The 16,143-nt window shown below is 37.9% G+C and carries 16 protein-coding genes; 4 read left to right on the forward strand and 12 right to left on the reverse strand.

Features of this window, described 5'->3' with window-relative positions:
* Window positions 1-3 precede the first annotated feature (3 nt).
* Entirely contained in the window at window positions 4-795 is a 792-nt protein-coding gene (locus tag CRO15_RS14570) for a universal stress protein (RefSeq protein ID WP_097046564.1), read from the reverse strand.
* Between the two features lie 283 nt (window positions 796-1,078).
* Here CRO15_RS14570 and CRO15_RS14575 point away from each other — a divergent pair, with 283 nt between their 5' ends.
* Window positions 1,079-1,786 carry a DUF2490 domain-containing protein gene (locus CRO15_RS14575; RefSeq protein WP_097046565.1) on the forward strand — a complete coding sequence of 236 codons (708 nt, stop codon included), beginning with the start codon at window positions 1,079-1,081 and terminating at the stop codon, window positions 1,784-1,786.
* A gap of 103 nt (window positions 1,787-1,889) precedes the next feature.
* The gene (locus tag CRO15_RS14580; protein WP_097046566.1) at window positions 1,890-2,615 is read left to right on the forward strand and encodes an energy transducer TonB; all 726 of its coding nucleotides are present in this window, start codon (window positions 1,890-1,892) and stop codon (window positions 2,613-2,615) included.
* Between the two features lie 24 nt (window positions 2,616-2,639).
* Here CRO15_RS14580 and CRO15_RS14585 read toward each other — a convergent pair whose 3' ends face one another.
* Window positions 2,640-3,860: a succinylglutamate desuccinylase/aspartoacylase family protein gene (locus tag CRO15_RS14585; RefSeq protein WP_097046567.1), complete on the reverse strand. Its 1,221-nt coding sequence runs from the start codon at window positions 3,858-3,860 to the stop codon at window positions 2,640-2,642.
* Window positions 3,861-3,862: 2 nt separating this feature from the next.
* On the reverse strand, window positions 3,863-5,707 hold the full coding sequence (locus tag CRO15_RS14590) for a glutamate-cysteine ligase family protein (RefSeq protein ID WP_097046568.1): 1,845 nt from the start codon (window positions 5,705-5,707) through the stop codon (window positions 3,863-3,865).
* 157 nt (window positions 5,708-5,864) lie between these two features.
* On the opposite strand from CRO15_RS14590, the gene hemN reads away from it, so the two are divergent.
* Together hemN and CRO15_RS14600 are read left to right on the forward strand one after the other, a co-directional pair.
* Window positions 5,865-7,223 carry an oxygen-independent coproporphyrinogen III oxidase gene (gene hemN, locus CRO15_RS14595; RefSeq protein ID WP_097046569.1) on the forward strand — a complete coding sequence of 453 codons (1,359 nt, stop codon included), beginning with the start codon at window positions 5,865-5,867 and terminating at the stop codon, window positions 7,221-7,223.
* Between the two features lie 18 nt (window positions 7,224-7,241).
* A complete protein-coding gene (locus tag CRO15_RS14600) occupies window positions 7,242-8,063 on the forward strand; it encodes a universal stress protein (RefSeq protein ID WP_097046570.1) in 822 nt (273 codons plus the stop codon).
* An 80-nt stretch (window positions 8,064-8,143) separates the two neighbouring features.
* Here CRO15_RS14600 and CRO15_RS14605 read toward each other — a convergent pair whose 3' ends face one another.
* The 9 genes from CRO15_RS14605 to ccoS all read right to left on the reverse strand — a co-directional run bounded on the left by CRO15_RS14605 (window position 8,144) and on the right by ccoS (window position 16,105).
* Complete coding sequence (locus CRO15_RS14605) at window positions 8,144-8,641, reverse strand: ClbS/DfsB family four-helix bundle protein (protein ID WP_097046571.1); 498 nt, start codon at window positions 8,639-8,641, stop codon at window positions 8,144-8,146.
* A 12-nt stretch (window positions 8,642-8,653) separates the two neighbouring features.
* The gene (locus CRO15_RS14610) at window positions 8,654-9,925 is read right to left on the reverse strand and encodes an acetyl-CoA hydrolase/transferase family protein (protein ID WP_243396980.1); all 1,272 of its coding nucleotides are present in this window, start codon (window positions 9,923-9,925) and stop codon (window positions 8,654-8,656) included.
* Window positions 9,926-9,936: 11 nt separating this feature from the next.
* Complete coding sequence (locus tag CRO15_RS14615; RefSeq protein ID WP_097046573.1) at window positions 9,937-10,647, reverse strand: sulfite exporter TauE/SafE family protein; 711 nt, start codon at window positions 10,645-10,647, stop codon at window positions 9,937-9,939.
* A 3-nt stretch (window positions 10,648-10,650) separates the two neighbouring features.
* Complete coding sequence (locus tag CRO15_RS14620) at window positions 10,651-11,097, reverse strand: FixH family protein (protein ID WP_097046574.1); 447 nt, start codon at window positions 11,095-11,097, stop codon at window positions 10,651-10,653.
* Between the two features lie 10 nt (window positions 11,098-11,107).
* Entirely contained in the window at window positions 11,108-12,517 is a 1,410-nt protein-coding gene (ccoG, locus tag CRO15_RS14625; protein ID WP_097046575.1) for a cytochrome c oxidase accessory protein CcoG, read from the reverse strand.
* A 100-nt stretch (window positions 12,518-12,617) separates the two neighbouring features.
* Complete coding sequence (locus tag CRO15_RS14630) at window positions 12,618-13,502, reverse strand: cbb3-type cytochrome c oxidase N-terminal domain-containing protein (RefSeq protein WP_097046576.1); 885 nt, start codon at window positions 13,500-13,502, stop codon at window positions 12,618-12,620.
* A gap of 4 nt (window positions 13,503-13,506) precedes the next feature.
* A complete protein-coding gene (locus CRO15_RS14635; protein ID WP_097046577.1) occupies window positions 13,507-13,692 on the reverse strand; it encodes a CcoQ/FixQ family Cbb3-type cytochrome c oxidase assembly chaperone in 186 nt (61 codons plus the stop codon).
* Between the two features lie 2 nt (window positions 13,693-13,694).
* Window positions 13,695-15,893: a cytochrome-c oxidase, cbb3-type subunit I gene (gene ccoN, locus CRO15_RS14640; protein WP_097046578.1), complete on the reverse strand. Its 2,199-nt coding sequence runs from the start codon at window positions 15,891-15,893 to the stop codon at window positions 13,695-13,697.
* Window positions 15,894-15,895: 2 nt separating this feature from the next.
* Window positions 15,896-16,105 carry a cbb3-type cytochrome oxidase assembly protein CcoS gene (ccoS, locus tag CRO15_RS14645; RefSeq protein ID WP_097046579.1) on the reverse strand — a complete coding sequence of 70 codons (210 nt, stop codon included), beginning with the start codon at window positions 16,103-16,105 and terminating at the stop codon, window positions 15,896-15,898.
* Window positions 16,106-16,143 lie beyond the last annotated feature (38 nt).

The following is a 16,143-nucleotide window of genomic DNA, read 5'->3' on the forward strand; positions in this document are numbered from 1 at the left end:
TCATCAATCCAATGTCAAAACTGGAATCTCTGAATGCAAGGTCAACAGTTTTGTCAATCTACCTTCGGATGGTGTACTTAATCTGGTATGATTTCTTGGCAGAATAGCTAAAAGATCAATGTTTTTCTTGGTGATATAATCCAAAATCCCTTCTTCCACATCTTGACTTTTATTGAATGCATGTTCCACATAAAAGTGTTCCAAATAGTACTCTAAAAGATTTTCTGTCCTATCTACAATAGACTCCTCGGCATACACAGATTCCTTGTATATAGTAAGTACATGTACTCTTGAATCAAAGGTTCGAGCCACATCTAGCAGGGTTTTGAGCACCTCTTTGTCCTCTATCTCTTCTCCTCCCATAACCAAGGCAATATCTTTTGGTTCTTTTATTGTGCATCCGTATGGAATGGAAATAACAGGGCAATTGGCCTCCAAAACCAGTCTTGATGTATTGGTAATGGCCTCATCTGTACTTTTATCACCCATGGTCCCCATCATAATCAAATTTGTACTTTGTTTTTCCTGGATGGTGAGTATCGATTCTATTACATCACCTGTAATGGCAATAAACTCAGGGCTTTTTTTAATTTTCTTATGAAAGGATTGTATCACCTTTGCAAAATCCATTTTTAACATATTCTCTTCAGATTCTGCTGTAGGCATAGCTGCCACATATAATGCAAGAATATCTATATCTCTATTGGGGCCTACAAAATTGACCACATATTCAAGGGCACAAACTGATGATTCTGAAAAATCAAAAGGAACTAAAATTTTGTCAATATTGCTCATACCTATTAATTTAAAATGATTAAGATTTTCACTTCAAAATTAGAGTTGGGGCATAACCTAAAATATGACGGAAATCAGGTTTTAAGTTTTAATTGCACTTCTTTACTATTGACCAATCAAACTCCTACTAATTCTATCACATACGAACTCCTCTTATACAAAAAAAACATATGAAATTGCGGTATTTGCACCGTATGAAAATTTGAATATACCCTGACAAGTATCATATTTTACACCGTCATTATATCGGAAACTTTGTGCTATAACAAGCAACCATTACATCATGGAGTTTAAAAGGAGATCGCTTTTCCTAATTTCCATTTTCATATTCTTTATTTATACTACCAACCACGCTCAGTTACCTAATGAAAATGGTTCAGGGTCTTGGTTGGAAATTTATGGAAACAATAAAATCAGTAATGACTGGAGCATTCCCATAGTAGGAATTCTTAGACATCATGATATGCTGGAAAAATATGATTTTTCTTTTGTAAGAGGAGGAATCTCATATCAGCTCACCAATTCTTCCACACTTACCGGAGGAGTCGCTTTTCTTAGCTCTAAAAATTATACCGACACCCACAAAACTACCAAAGCCAATCAATATTGGGTCTATGAACAATTCACTTTAAAATCTAGGTTTAAGCGGAATACCATTGCCCATAGATGGCGGTTGGAAAACCGATGGATTAAAGATGCAAAAAAAATACGTTTCAACAACAGATTTCGCTATAGACTACAATTTGTAAGACCTCTATATAACGACACTTATGTAAGGGCTTTCAACGAGATTTTTTTAAGTTTAAATAATTCCTTTTTCAACCAAAACAGATTCTATATTGGATTTGGCCAAATTGTTTCTCCATCTTTCCAGATTGACTTGGGATATTTAAAGAATCATTTTAAACATACGGATCGTGATTTTGTTAGAATATCGGTGACTTTTAAAACCAATTTCTTAACAACTGAAATTGCCGAACATGATAGATAAACACCAAAAACCAACAAACCCTGTTTAACATATCAAACTGATTATTATCATATTTTTTGGCAACCATGACTTCTAATTTTATAGGACTTAAATAAGAAAGGTCATGAAACCAAAAAAGAATCCAAACGCAGATATAGGGCGCAATAGCAGCCTCTATTTTATGATAGGTTTAACTTCTGTTCTGTTTGTTACCTGGCAATCATTTGAGGTTAAGACCTATGAAAAAGAAACTGAACTTACCGAAGTTGCTCAGTTAACTGACGATCTTAAGGAAGATGTTCCTGTCACAGAGATCATAAGAACAACGCCACCCCCACCACCTCCAGCGGCTCCAGATGTTATAGAGGTTGTGGAAGATGTTGAGGATATTGAGGAAACTCTGATTGAAAGTACCGAAAGTAGCCAAGAAGTTTATATTGAAGATGCTATAGTAAATGTTGATGACATTGAAGTTGGAGAAGTTGAGGAGGAAGAAATTGTTCCTTTTGCCGTAATTGAGCATGTCCCCGTATTTCCGGGATGTGAGGTCTATGAAACCGAGGAAGAACGGAAAAATTGCTTTAACAAAATGGTTCAAGAGCATGTAAGAAAGACTTTTAAATACCCTCAAGCCGCATTAGAAATGAAGATATCGGGTAAGGTCTTTGTTCAATTTGAAATTGACACTAAGGGTAGGGTCAGAAATATTCAACAAAGAGGTCCAGACAGACTTTTGGAACAAGAAGCCGTACGTATTATTTCAGCTTTGCCACAAGTAAAACCAGGAATACAAAGAGGAAAACCGGCAAAAGTACGGTATGCAATCCCAATAAAATTTATGATGAAATAGAATATCAGAATATTGAGGCCCATATTAATATGGGCCTCTTTTTTTGTCCATAAACCAGCTTGTATTAAAATATTCCGCTGTTTTAGAGGCCTCTTCCCTACTTTTTACCACTAAATGTGTTTCATTGTATTGTCTGGCACGATAACCCAACAAATGAAAAAAAGATTTTGCCATAAACCTGGCAATTCTTTGATCAACAATCAAAGTATCTTTTTTTCCGGATTTCCATCTAATACCTGGCAATCTTACCAAAAGATGGTCCGCTTTAAATGTTCTGAGCTTTTTTGATAACCAAAGAAGTATTTTCGAAATTGGCCTTATAAAATAAAAACCCTCACTTCCTTGATTTTGGTATAATGGCATAAACATCTGTCTTTTACGATTAGCTATAATAGCTGTCTCATTACAGTGCGCAAATTTTGTTCCTTTAGAAATTTGTTGAAAATTCACAAAACCTGGCAGCATTTTAAATTTGCATTCTGAACTTATTTGATATTGAAAGTATATTTCATAAAATGCTTGAATGGGCTTTGCCAATTTCCGGATACTATCCTCCAAAAGTCTCTCTTTCTTTCCATCCAAACTTATCGAATCAGACATCAATAAGGTATAATTGATAAAATTCAGGCAATTCTCAATAGCCTTAGGATCATCATGCTGTCCACTTTCATACCCCAATGACACATAACCCAAATCATTGATATAACTCAAAAGAGCTCCAACAAGGTATTCCTCAATTCCCAGAATAATGGGCATTGGGTACTTGGAAGCAAATTTCCTGTTTAGTAAGCTATCATTTAATACAATAAAGGGCAAGGTGTCACTAGAGGTCGTATGTAGATCGATAAAATAAAATGGCGGTTCACCGTTCTCCAAAATTTCGCACAATAGATTGTAGAGGCCAAGCATTTCAATCTCTTCATCACTGCATTCGTCATTTTTTGATTGTATTGCCGCTATCCGTTCTGGAAGCCATATCCTGTTTAAATCTTCTGTTTGAAATCTTACATTTTTCTCAAGAGCCTTAAGATTTCCAGCAATGGCATATATTTCTCCGTGTATTGGGGTTTCATCAATCTGTAACTTTTGCATTACCTGTTTTAGTGCAACAACCCCAGCATGTTCATTGCCATGGATTCCCGCAAAAAAAACAAGAGTAGGGCCGTTTTTACTTCCTTGTAAGCGACCAATCATACGTTCAACCTTTATACCCTCATCCAACTGTGAACTAGAATTTTTCAACATACTTACAGGTCAACTTTGCTAATTATACCTACTAAACTAGAACCTGAACAAACGGGCAAACACCCAATCTGGTAATCGTCCATTAGTTTTTTTGCAGTTTCTATTTTTGTCCTAGGTCTTACAGTAACAACTTTTTTAATCATGATATCAGAGACCTTGGCATCATTATCCTGAAGGTTTCCAAAACTTTCAATATGGCTCCAGGTCAAAAGTCCTACCAATTCCCCTTTGCTATTTTCCACTGGTAGATGGTGTATATTGTTCCATTGCATAATGGATATGGCCAAATTGGCAAAATCATCTTCATATAGTTTCCTTAGTTTTGTAGACATTATTTGCCCTACCCATTGTAGAGATTCGCTAGCCTGCTGAATTCCTTCTATGGCTCGCCATTGATGTACTGGCAAATTATTTTTCTGATTGGTATAAATAGCCTTAGTCAATTCTACCATCGCACTATCCAATTTTATCTGCTTTCTTAACCTCCTAAAATTCTTTACCTGCCATTCTGCGCCAGTACCTCCTTTTGTTCTGGCTTCTATGATTCCCAAAAGTTTGTTGATATCCTTGCTATCAACATCATATTTTTTTAATCCTTCATAAGCAATGGGCAAAAGCTCTTCACGTACAACTTTCTTTAAGGTCATAGGCTTTCCTAGCCAGGAGAATATGGTTTGTCTGCCATTGGTAGCTGATTTTAAAAAGTTAAGCTTTGCTTCCCTGAAATCCATTACACTAGCAATATCATCGTACTTCTTGGGCCTACCCACCATTAATCCCACCCAAAAAGCAAAATTTGCCATTTGATCAATAACAGATGGACCTGAAGGAATATATCTGTTTTCAATACGCAAGTGTGGCTTTCCATTTCCCACACCATAACACGGTCTATTCCATCTATACACCGTACCATTAAAAAGATTCAGTGCCTCAAGTTTGGGAATAGCTCCATTTTCCAACAACAAAAGTGAATTTTGCTCTATAGGCTTGGTCAAAAGAATTCTATGTGTTGAAATATCTTCTTTAAAGATTTCCACCACTGAGTCTTTCTGCCAATGCTCTCCAAAACTTACCCTGGCCACCTGTTCTTTTGGTGCATGGCTCCATTTACGGGTATCCAAACTTTGTTGAAATAGGGCAATGCGGGTTTCTTTCCAAAGTTCTCTGCCCAACAACAACGGGGAATTACAGGAAATCCCCAAAACAGGACCCGCAACGGCCTGTGCCCAATTATAGCTTTTGATAAAATCTTCTGGAGAAATCTGCAGATGTAATTGAAAGCTGGTATTGCAAGCCTCGAACAGCACCGAGTCATGGTGTAATGACAATTCATCCACACCCTTTATTTTCAATGTAAAATGATCTCCCCGCCAAGCAGATAGAATATCGTTTATCTTGTAATACCGCGGAATGGGGGTCATAAAATCTATCCCCATCTCGTTTTTACTAATTGTTGGCAATATTCCCGTCAATACCACCTTCGCACCCATTTTGTTCGCTTCAATCTCTGCTTTTCGCAGCAATTCCCTAAGTTGTTTTTCCACATTGGCAAAACCATTTCTATCCAACTTAAAAGGATCTAAATTGGCTTCCAGATTATAGCTTGCCAGCTCGGTAGTATAATGTGGATCATCTATTTTTTCAATAAGATCAAGTGATATGGCAGAAGGTCTAAAATCATTATTTACCAAACACATTTCTTGTTCCGCACCAATTCTCACCACATTACTTTCAATCATGTCCTGCTCCATAAGAATTTCCAGAGCCTTGACATCGTCAATTAAATATTGGACAAACGCTTTGCGTTCGGCTTGGTCGAATTTGCTATGTAAAATGTGCTCTCCCATATGAACGTACAGACCACGGTTTAGACATTTACTAAACTACAAAGCTTACAATCCCTAAAACATGATACTTGTCAGTTCACATTTAACCCATTAATGACAATTATCATGTTTTTTGCTGATAGCTAGGACTAATTTTGACTCATATCATTTAAAAACTATGTGTCATTTAGTACAAAAATATAATGTCCCTGGCCCCAGATATACCAGCTACCCCACCGTACCTTACTGGGATTCAGATGGTTTCTCAGGAAAACTATGGAAAGACAGCGTGTTAAAAGCATTCCAAGAAAATCCTGAAGATGGAATCAGTCTTTATATACATTTACCATTTTGTGAGAGCATGTGTACTTTTTGTGGTTGCCATAAACGCATCACCAAAAGGCACGAGCTTGAACTTCCCTATATTAAAACAGTAATTAAAGAATGGCAATTATATTGTGATCTTTTCGGTTCTAAACCGGTGATCAAAGAAATTCATCTTGGTGGAGGCACCCCAACCTTTTTCTCGCCAGAACATCTAAAATTATTGATTGAAGGAATCCTACGCAGAGTGAAAAAAGCCGATGACCCACAATTTAGTTTTGAAGGTCACCCCAACAATACTACAAAAGAGCATCTACAAGCACTTTATGATGTTGGGTTCCAAAGAGTGTGTCTTGGTGTTCAAGATTACAATGAAACTGTTCAGAAAGCCATAAACAGAATACAGCCTTTTGAAAATGTAAAAAAAGTCACTGAATGGGCCAGAGAAATAGGCTATACTTCTGTAGGGCATGACATTATATACGGTTTGCCTTTTCAAACCAGTACAGATGTAAAACAGACCATACTAAAAACAAACGCCTTAAAACCAGATAGAATTGCCTTTTATAGTTACGCCCATGTTCCATGGTTAAAAGGAAACGGACAACGTGGATATAAGGATACAGACCTTCCTACTTCTGTAGAAAAAAAGAAACAATATGAGCTGGGAAAAAAGATGTTGGCCGATTTTGGCTATGAAGATGTGGGCATGGATCATTTTGCACTCCCTACGGATAGCCTTTGTTTAGCTATGGAACATGGAACCTTACATCGCAATTTCATGGGCTATACTCCATCCAAAACCAAATTAATGATTGGGCTTGGTGTTTCAAGTATTGGTGATAGCTGGTATGGGTTTGCTCAAAATGTAAAAAGTGTGGAAGAATACGAACATCTGGTTTCCCATGGGGTCATCCCAATTTATAGAGGACATATTTTGACCGAGGAAGATCAGCTAATAAGAAACCACATCCTTAATCTTATGTGTCGTTTTGAAACAAATTGGGAATTTGGCGAAACAAGAATAACAGACTTCCAAAAAGTAATTGAAAACCTATCAGAGCTGGAATCGGATGGCTTGGTTTCAATTGGACCTACCCAAGTAAAAGTCACAGAAAAGGGAAAACCGTTTATTAGGAACATAAGCATGGCTTTTGACTTGAAGCTACATCGAAAAAAACCTGAAACCCGATTATTCTCAATGACTGTTTAATCTTTAAAACATAGACAAATGAAAAGTATTATTATACCCATAGATTTCTCGGAACAATCAGAAAAAGCCTTAAAAATTGCCGCTGCTCTGGCCAACGATCATGATGCAGAGCTTTTGGTTCTTCACATGTTAGAACTTTCACCTGCGATTATGAGCGAGTCTGGATATGTATCTCAAGAACAGGTGGTACATTTAATAAAGATTGGCGAAAAACGCTTTGCCAATTTCTTGGACAAACCCTACCTAAAAGGTTTGAAAATCACTCCTATCATTAAACATTACAAGGTTTTTAGCGAGGTGAACGAAATTGCCCAAAACCATAATGCAGATCTTGTTGTAATGGGGTCCCATGGAACCGATGGATTAAAAGAAATATTTATAGGGTCGAATACGGAACGGGTAGTTCGTACATCGGACATCCCTGTTTTGGTGGTTAAAGACGATATTGAGAAGTTTAAAGTAGATCGATTTGTTTTTGCTTGTGATTTTAAGGAAGAAAACATCAATGCTCTTAAAAAAGCTGTTGAAGTGGCCAAACTTTTTGAATCCCAATTGAACTTAGTCTACATAAATACTCCTGGGGATGAATTTTTAAGCACCGAAGATGCATATACCCGAATTTCAAAACTCTTAAACATGGCCACTTTAGGATTAGAAGTGGAAATTTATAACGATTATACGGTTGAAAAAGGAGTATTGAATTACAGTGAGTCGGTTGCTGCAGATTTAATTGGCATTCCAACCCATGGCAGAAGAGGGTTATCACATTTCTTTATGGGAAGTATTGGTGAAGATATTGCCAACCATTCCACTTCGCCTGTAATTACATTTAAGATTTAATTGGTTGAGTTTTTTGATTAGTTACTTACGGATTTTTCAAAAAGCGAAAGGGAAGCTATAATGGCTTCCCTTTTTTTGTTTTACTTTTTAGCTTTCTTAATCAATTTGTATCCCCAATCATAATGACTACTCAAAACACCGATAGCATATGCTGATATCGCATTGTTTCCCGTCCACGCATATCTCTTTTTTTGGAATAATTCCTCACAGGTATGCTCCGTAATCAAATCCATTGTTTTTTGATGTGAACCATTAAATCTTTCACGCACTTCATCAAGACTTATGGATAGATAATCTTCTCTTATTTCCCTATTTAATTCAGGTAATGTACGCCAGTTATAGCCATGAGCTGGAATATGAGGTTTCTTACCATCCATTCCAATAGTGTACCATTCAAAAAACATTAGATGCCAATGGTGTAAATGAGCCAGAACATCTCTTATATTTCTGTTCATTGTACCTTCAGGAAAATCTTTTTCTTGCTCACCCCGAGAAAAGGAATCAATATAATTGTTCAGTTTTTTAAAATTAAAACTGCTCAGATTCAGTAATTCTTCCTTGGTTTTTGGCCTAGCCATTAAAAATTAATTCTATCGTCCATTGAACCTATCGTAAGCAGCTTTTTGCAGTAACTCACGATGTTCTGGATGTGCTATGGAAATCAATGCTTGGGATCGTTGCTGTAAATTTTTACCGTATAAGTTCACCACACCATACTCGGTAGCTACATAGTGAACGTGAGCCCTGGTCGTAGTTACTCCAGCACCTTCCTTTAAAAAGGGAACTATTTTAGAGGTCCCTTTTTTTGTTGCTGAGGATATAGCAAAAATAGGTTTACCTCCTTCAGACAGAGAAGCGCCACGAATAAAATCCATTTGCCCTCCTACACCGGAAAATTGATAGCTTCCAATAGTGTCCGCACAAACCTGACCGGTTAAATCAATCTCAATTGCACTATTGATGGCTGTTACCTTTGGGTTTCTTCTGATCCTTGCCGTATCATTAGTATAGCCAGAATCCCTAAAATCACATATGGGGTTATCATCAATAAAATCATACAACTTTCCAGATCCTACTGCAAAACAGCTTACAATTTTTCCATTTTTGACCACTTTATCCTCTCCTGTAATAACACCGCTTTCTATCAATGGCAGTACTCCGTCAGAAAACATTTCGGTATGTATTCCTAAGCGCTTGTGATTGTTCAAATTAGCCAATACTGCATTGGGAATATTACCGATACCCATTTGTAAGGTAGCACCGTCCTCTATTAAAGAGGCCACATTAGCACCTATTTTATGCTCTAATTCCGATATTTCCCCAGCTTCATGTTCATGAATAGGACGATCTACCTCTACGGCAAGCTCGATTTGATCAATGTGGATAATGCCCGTTCCATGTGTCCTAGGAACGTTTGGGTTGATCTGCGCAACTATTTTCTTTGCAGTACGTATGGCAGGAAGAGCGACATCAACAGATACTCCCAAAGAACAATACCCATGTTTGTCCGGGCTTGAAACCTGAACAAATGCAACGTCCAATGGCAAGATGTTTCTTTTGAACAGCCATGGAATCTCACTCAAAAATATGGGAATATACCCTGCATGGGGAGTATTTACACTTTTCCTTACATTTCCACCAACAAAACAAGAATTCAACGTAAAGGCATTACTAAAAGGTTCCTGTGTGTATTTGGCACTTCCTTCTGTATGGATTGAGATAATCTCTACATTTTCTAATTCTTTATACCGTTCACAAAGCCCATCTATTAGTTCATTAGGAGTCATTGCGGCCCCTTGTAAAAAAACGCGATCACCAGACTTTACTATACTTACAACTTCTTCAACAGATGTGATTTTCACTTTTAAATATTTTAAGGTTGATGGCATTCTATTGCCGATGATGCCAAATTTGTCTGCACTAGTTTAGGTGACACATATGGAATACCAAGTCCCAGTCCCCTTATGATAAACAATGCTCCAATGAGCACAACAAATACCGGAATTAATTTTCTTACGTGGGATTTCAAGGAATTGCCAAACAAGCCTTGTGAAAAAACAACTAAGCTCATTAGTGGAATGGTTCCCACACCAAACAACACCATGTAAAACCCTCCTTGCAATGGTGTTGCCAGAGCTATTGCTCCCAACAAGGCCATATAGACCAATCCACAAGGTAAGAATCCGTTCAAGAACCCGATAGTTAAAAAAGCATCTGGGGTTTTCTTTTTGAGCTCTACCCCAAGTCTTGATTTCACCTTGCCCAAAATGGAATATATTGGTCTTGAAAATTTATAAGCATTCAAATATTTACCTGGTATCACCACCAAAAGAATCATGAACACTCCTACTCCTATAGATAATTTTTGCTGTATCCCAAAAACATAAAGCCCCTTACCCAAAAGACCAAAAAGTACCCCAATGATACCATAGGCCAAAAGTCTTCCAAAATGATAAATAAAAAGTTGAATTGTTTTTTTAACCTTGTTTTCTCTATCTAAAGGCAACATAAAGGCTATGGGTCCGCACATTCCCAAACAGTGCAGACTTCCCAAAAATCCAAGTGCCAAAGCAGATAACAACATGTTTTAATAGGTCAATTTTTCTTTATGCATAAAGGTATTACCTTCATATTTCCATTTTACGGTAATGTCCCAACGACCGTCCACCAAGCTATTGTCAGGTATGAGCAAATGTGTTTTGGACAAACTTATTGGAAAGTCAATATCCAAATGCTTGTTAGACGGTCTATAAAGGGACACTGTTCCTTCAATTTTTTTAGGGTCAAACTGGTCTGGGAAAATAATGGTCAGTCCAGCTTCAGATTTCTCAACCTTAAGTTTGGCGTTCATCTCAGACGCTGACCTGGACGCATCAATCTCTTTTTGATAGGCCAATTCTTGTTTATAGTACTCCTCAGTTACCAAGTCATGGTTAGCCCTATCATCGGTGCTCATTCTATACACAAAGAATAGGATGAAACTGATAAATGCCACAAAGGCCAATACTATTGCTGTTCCCCAATTTATTTTCATTGCACTTTTTTTAATTGTAACTCCTTGGAGCCAAAAATTGTGTTACGGTTGTTTCAATTAGCTTTTCTCCGCTATATACTCCAATTTTCAGCTTATCCTTATCTCCTGTTAATGCCGAGCTATTGATCTCTATAAACAGGGTGCCTTCCGCCAATTGTTCTGCTGAGACCTTGAAACTATCCTGCGAAACCATTTTGATTTCTCCTTTATGGGATATTAACTTGAAGCTCACCTCATCTATATCCTTGCTTGTTTTATTCACCAATTTATAGGTATATACATTGCTGATGATATTGTTGGCCTTACGTTCGTATAACTGTCCCGGTAAACGGAGGATATTGGCTTCTATCTCGTTCCTAAGGAAGAGCATTCCTATCAAAATCCCGGTCAACACAGTCAAAACAGCTGTATATCCCTTCATTCTGGCAGTGAATCTGAACTTGGTATTTTTGTTTATTTCATCTTCACTTGCATAGCGAATCAAACCTTTCGGTTTTTTGATACTTTCCATAATGTGGTCACATTCGTCAATGCAAGCAGTACAATTAACACACTCTAATTGGGTGCCATTACGAATGTCTATTCCCGTAGGGCAAACGTTAACACATTGAAAACAATCAATACAGTCTCCATGTCCCAAGGCGTCCCTGTCTTCATTTTTACGGAATTTTTTGCGTCCATTATCTCCTTCTCCGCGTTTATGATCATAGGCCACAACAATAGATTTGTTATCCAGTAATACTCCCTGCAGCCTTCCATAAGGGCAGGCTATGATGCAGACCTGCTCTCTAAACCATGCGAAAATAAAATAGAATACGGCTGTAAATATCAGTAGGGGAATCATTGTTCCCATATGCGCCAAGGGTCCATCAGCAACATATCTTATCAACTCATCACTTCCTATTAAATAGGCCAAGAACACATTGGCTATTAAAAACGAAATGATAAAAAAAATGGTCCACTTCAATACTCGTTTTCTTATTTTTTTACCATTCCATGGGGCTTTATCCAATCGTATTTGAGCTCCGCGGTCACCATCTATCCAATACTCTATTCTGCGAAAAACCATTTCCAAAAAAATGGTCTGGGGACACATCCACCCGCAAAAAATACGTCCATAAGCTACCGTAAAAAGGGCAATAAATATTACGCCCGCAATCATGGAGACCACTACAAGGTGAAAATCTTGTGGCCAAAAGGGAAATCCGAAAATATTAAATCTTCTGTCAAGTACGTTAAACAATAAAAACTGATGACCTTGAATCTTTACAAAAGGCGCAGCAATTAAGAATATTAAAAGTGCATAACTAACATACTTGCGATATCTATAAAATCTACCACTTGGTTTCTTAGGAAAAATCCATGCCCTTTTTCCTTCCTCGTTTATCGTTCCTATGGAATCCCTAAAGTTTTCTTCCATTGCGATTTTAATTATTCATTTCTTGTCAGAAGGACATTCCCCCTCCCCTCCTTTTACCTATTTAAGGAAAACAAGAGGAGAAATTGTTCTATTCAATTGACTATTGAGAATCCGGATCTACCCAGATCTCACCTTCCGCCTCCTTTGGATTAGCTGGGGTAGTACCTTGCATGGTTAACAGATAACTTGCTACTTGCGCAATTTCGGCAGGTTTCAAGGTCTGTTTCCATGCCACCATTCCTTTTCCATCTCTTCCTCCTTCTGATATAGTGCTGAATACATTCTTGATTCCTCCACCCAAAATCCAATACTCATCGGTTAAATTGGGGCCTATACCTCCACCTCCATCAGCCATGTGACAGGCCACACAATTTGCCGTGAATATTTTCTCACCCGAACTCAAGTCAGCTGCATCCGTCAAAAGTTCCACAGTATTTACATCCACCAAATCTTTGGCTGTTCTCTTATATTCTTCTATTTCAATTTTAGCCGCAGCCACCTCGTGTTCATATTCCAACTTTTGGTCATATTCTTCAATTATGTGAAAACGTACAAGATATATTACTCCAAAAACGATAGTTGCATAGAACAGATATACCCACCAAGGTGGCAATACATTGTCCAATTCACGGATCCCATCATAATTATGGTCCATGATTATCTCACTTTCTTTTTCTATCTCTCTACTCTTGGTAAGGCGTTTTGACCAGTCCTTTGCCCATTTCCATTCTCCCTTTTTGCTCTTAGATTCAAGATAACGTTCTTTTGCTTCAGGCGAAAGTGTTTGGAACATTACATTTTCAATTGATTTCAAAATCAATTCTATGGCAATCAAGATCATTAAAACCAACAGCAGGAAAAACTGCGTAATGGGATATTCGATAATGGCGGGTTTTTCGCCAGAGTCTATAAAATATTCCATTAATCCGAAGATTAAAAAGAATAATACGGGAATTCGTATCCACCAAGGTGTTCTTGTACTCATAATACTATAGTTTGTTATGTTGATCGTTATCTAATGGCAATTCTCCCATTTCTTTTATGTGTTCTTTGGTCGCTGTAAAGACCCACCAAAAAAGAATGACAAAGAACACGAAGAAAATCATTAAGGATATCATAGGATAGCTTGCTATCCCTTCTATACTCTCCATATGGTTTTTTACAAATTTCAACATGGCTATTGGTTTTGTGATACTTCTCCGTTATCCTTAACTTTTATATCTGTACCTAATCGTTGCAAATAAGCAATCAGGGATACTATTTCACGGTTGCGCATTTCAACAAAATCTTCCCCATTTTCTTGCGCATACTTTTTATCTGCCTCATAGGTTCTAACAAATTCTGGGTCTGAATACAGATTTTTTTCAATCTGTTCTGCCTGTTCTGTCATGGATTGCTGTGCATTGGCAATATCCTCATCCGAATAAGGAACCCCTAATTTGACCATGGCTTCCATTTTGCCCTGAACTCCAGTTCTATCGTGCTCATCATGAATCAACCATTGATAAGCTGGCATAATCGATCCTGCGGAAGTGCTCTGAGGGTCATACATATGATTCAAGTGCCAATTATCAGAATACTTTCCTCCAATTCGCAATAAATCTGGACCAGTTCGTTTACTTCCCCAAAGGAATGGGTGATCATAAACAAACTCTCCTGCTTTTGCATATTCTCCGTAACGTTCCACCTCACTTCTAAAAGGCCTAATCATTTGGGAGTGACAACCTACGCAACCTTCTCGTATGTATAGATCGCGTCCTTCTAATTCTAATGGCGTATACGGTTTTACACTGGTAATAGTAGGAATATTGGATTTCACCAAAATGGTTGGTACAATCTGAACAATTCCACCAATCAAAATGGCAACAGTGGCCAAAATGGTCAACTGTACCGGTCTTCTTTCCAACCAATTATGGAAAGTCTCACCAGCAACACGTTTTTTAGAAACTCTAGATAAAGCAGGTGCTTCGGCCAATTCGTCCTCAACACTGCTTCCTTTTCTAATGGTCACAATCACATTATAGACCATAATGAGCATTCCCACTAAGAACAGACTACCGCCAATTGCCCTCATCCAGTACATTGGTATAATCTGGGTCACTGTTTCCAAGAAGTTTCCATATACCAAAGTTCCATCTGGATTGAATTCTTTCCACATCAAAGCTTGGGTAAATCCTGCCACATACATAGGCAGAGCATAAAGTATAATTCCCAGGGTACCTATCCAGAAATGGAAATTTGCCAAGCCCTTGGAATGCAATGTTGTCTTGAACATTTTTGGCACCAACCAGTAAATCATACCAAAGGTGAGGAATCCATTCCAAGCCAAAGCTCCTACATGTACGTGGGCAATAATCCAGTCACTAAAATGGGCGATGGCGTTTACATTTTTCAGGGACAGCATTGGACCTTCAAAAGTTGCCATACCATATCCCGTAATGGCCACTACCATAAATTTCAATGTAGCATCGCTTCGTACTTTGTCCCAAACTCCTCGAAGGGTCAACAAACCGTTGATCATACCACCCCAAGATGGGGCAATCAACATAATGGAGAAAACAACACCCAAGTTTTGAGCCCAATCTGGCAATGAAGAATACAACAAATGGTGTGGTCCTGCCCAGATGTAGATGAATATCAACGACCAAAAATGGACAATTGACAGTCTATATGAATAAATTGGTCTATTAGCTGCTTTTGGAACAAAATAATACATTAACCCAAGGAAAGGGGTTGTTAAAAAGAAAGCAACTGCATTATGTCCGTACCACCACTGCACCAAAGCATCTTGCACCCCTGCGTAAACAGAGTAGCTTTTTAATGCTGATACCGGTAATTCCAAACTATTGAAAATATGGAGCACAGCTACGGTAACAAAGGTGGCCAGATAGAACCAAATGGCCACATATAAGTGACGTTGTCTTCGTTTTAAAATGGTTCCTATCAGGTTCCAACCAAAGCCCACCCAAACTAATGCAATCGCCAAATCAATTGGCCATTCCAGCTCCGCATATTCTTTGGAGGTAGTATATCCCAAAGGCAATGTAATGGCTGCAGCCACAATGATCAATTGCCATCCCCAAAAATTAAAATTACTCAATGCATCACTGAACATTCTGGTTTTCAATAACCTTTGGGTAGAGTAATAGACCCCGGCAAAAATGGCATTTCCCACAAAGGCAAAAATCACCGCGTTGGTATGCAACGGACGTAAGCGCCCAAAACTCAACCATGAAATGCCATCGGTTACATTGGGAAACAAAAACATAAATGCCAGTAGAAGTCCTACCAGCATTCCAACAACACCCCAAAGCATGGTGGCGTATAAAAACTTTTGTACGATCTTATTATCGTATCGGAATTGTTGTATTTCCATATTTATTGGTTTGTATTATTAGTTTGCTCGATTTTGTTATTGTTCGTATCTACTTTGCCCACATCTTCTAACAATTCATCTTCAAAAAGCATACGAACAGATGGGGTATAGGAATCGTCATATTGTCCACTTCTTACTGAAAAGACAAATGCTACAAAAAAGACAATCGCAACAGTAATGCTAATTGCCAATAACACATAGATGACGCTCATACCTATTTTAATCTGCAGTAAAACTACTTTGATGGTTC

This window comes from Flagellimonas pacifica, assembly GCF_900215465.1.
GTDB lineage: Bacteria > Bacteroidota > Bacteroidia > Flavobacteriales > Flavobacteriaceae > Flagellimonas > Flagellimonas pacifica.